Source organism: Dysgonomonas sp. 520, assembly GCF_010501095.1.
Classification (GTDB): domain Bacteria; phylum Bacteroidota; class Bacteroidia; order Bacteroidales; family Dysgonomonadaceae; genus QVMP01.
Genome location: NZ_QVMP01000021.1, coordinates 61,914 through 63,587 on the forward strand (window position 1 = coordinate 61,914; position 1,674 = coordinate 63,587).

The 1,674-nt window shown below is 41.3% G+C and carries 4 protein-coding genes; all 4 read right to left on the reverse strand.

What is annotated here, in order from left to right:
• On the reverse strand, positions 1–493 hold a 493-nt coding region (locus D0T56_RS12260; RefSeq protein WP_221412356.1), incomplete at its 3' end, for a hypothetical protein.
• 40 nt (positions 494–533) lie between these two features.
• Entirely contained in the window at positions 534–782 is a 249-nt protein-coding gene (locus tag D0T56_RS12265) for a hypothetical protein (protein WP_163320452.1), read from the reverse strand.
• Positions 779–949 carry a hypothetical protein gene (locus D0T56_RS12270; protein ID WP_163320453.1) on the reverse strand — a complete coding sequence of 57 codons (171 nt, stop codon included), beginning with the start codon at positions 947–949 and terminating at the stop codon, positions 779–781. Before D0T56_RS12270 ends, D0T56_RS12265 begins: the two co-directional genes overlap by 4 nt.
• A gap of 72 nt (positions 950–1,021) precedes the next feature.
• A partial coding sequence (locus D0T56_RS12275; RefSeq protein WP_221412357.1) for a hypothetical protein occupies positions 1,022–1,674 on the reverse strand: 653 nt, incomplete at its 5' end.

Sequence of the window (1,674 nt, forward strand, 5' to 3'; positions counted from 1 at the left end):
CATATATGCGCAACACATATTCCGCTGAACCGGAAATTGTAACACCCGGATTATATGTAACACTTTCACTACTTGAATTTACATTTTTCTCTATTTTCCAATAATTTTCAAATCCATCGGCGGTTGATTCATCCATAGTACGCAACACCGAACCGCCCCAACGGGAAAAATCGGCAGAATCTGAAATCAGGTTTGTTGACGACTTCTCAATCAACAATTTCGCATCATCGGAATAGTTCGCATAATCAATTCGGGGAACGTTCGCACCGATAGACTGCATGTTTTTATCTTGGTCGAAAAGCGTGGCACTCGTTGCACGGGCAAACTGAAAGGGAACAACCTCACCCGTCTTGTTATCCATGCCGTAAACCGCGCCCGATTGGGCGGCAACGGGCAAAAGGATAACTTTAGCGTTTTGCTTTATTTGGGGACTCAGGCTATTATATTGCGCCTTAACAACATCGGCATCAATTGCGATGCCTTGCTTTGCCAAATTGATAACAAAATTGTTAACGTTGGCAAATGTTGCTCCCCTACGTAAAAAGAGGCTCTAAGGCTTCATTAGCATTGTCTTTCGTAACAATAGTGCCGTTGATGGTGACATTGCCCCATTCGGTATAATATAATATTTCACTTTTGCCGACTTCGTAAAAATTTAGATACGTATTTCCGGCATCGTATTTTAACGAGTTTTTCGGATAGCCTTTCGGCTGATTTTTGCCATCAACATCTATTAGTATCTGCCCGTCGGTTGTTGTAATGCCTATTCTTTCAACTCTCATTGTTTAATCGGTTTAGGTTCTTGTATTGAGTTAAAAATCATCTCCGATTCTTCAATTGTCAATTCAGGGTTCATTTCCTGTATTTCTTCAATTGAACTGTCTTGATAGCAGATGAATATCTTTCCACTTCCCGCTACATTTCCTTTTATTTCACTACGTTTTTTCATAATTTTTCAAGTTTAAAATTAAAATACTTGTAACTTGTAACTGCCCAAAGGGTGAAGTAACTCGCAACTGAATTATAATTGCGCAAGCAAATTGATATTCTTATTTGTAAAGACTGCTTTCTCGTCATCCGACATTGAGTTGTACACGCTTGTAGACAACCTTAACACCCCCGCCGATTTGCCCGTCCGATCTTGCCATACATTGCCTATTTTCTCCAATATCGTATTTTTTGAGAGTCCCGAAAGCGTAACACTGATTGATGTCAGGTTTTCGTTAGAAGCAGGTAATGTCACATCTTGAAGCAGCGTACAGTTATACAAGAATAGTTCGACAAGCAACGGGTTATTAGACGTATCGAGGTTGGCAATAGCCGAATTGTTAAAGTAAGCATACCTTAGCACTGTATTCAATGAAAGGTCGATAGAGGCTGTTTCTGTGTATAATGAGTCGAGTTTCGGACAGCCGCGCACATCAACAACAGATACGGGAGTTGCTCCCGTTGCGATGAGTCCAACATTAGGGCAGGAAAATAATAACTTATCAGCACCTAAGTTTTTCGGAAAGTGCATCTGACCCACTTTCGTTGTGTACACGTCTACAATGGCTCTTTCACTTCTAAGCAGACCGCCTATATACCTGACTTTTGGCGTATTATCCATAGACCCCGACATCGTAACGCCCGATTCTTGCACCTTGTAGTCCACTGCCGCCGCAAATCCAATCA

What these genes read in the sequence shown, in the direction of transcription:
- D0T56_RS12265 (WP_163320452.1), bottom strand. Translation starts at nt 782, where the DNA reads ATGAGAGTTGAAAGAATAGGCATTACAACAACCGACGGGCAGATACTA.
- D0T56_RS12270 (WP_163320453.1), bottom strand. Translation starts at nt 949, where the DNA reads ATGAAAAAACGTAGTGAAATAAAAGGAAATGTAGCGGGAAGTGGAAAG.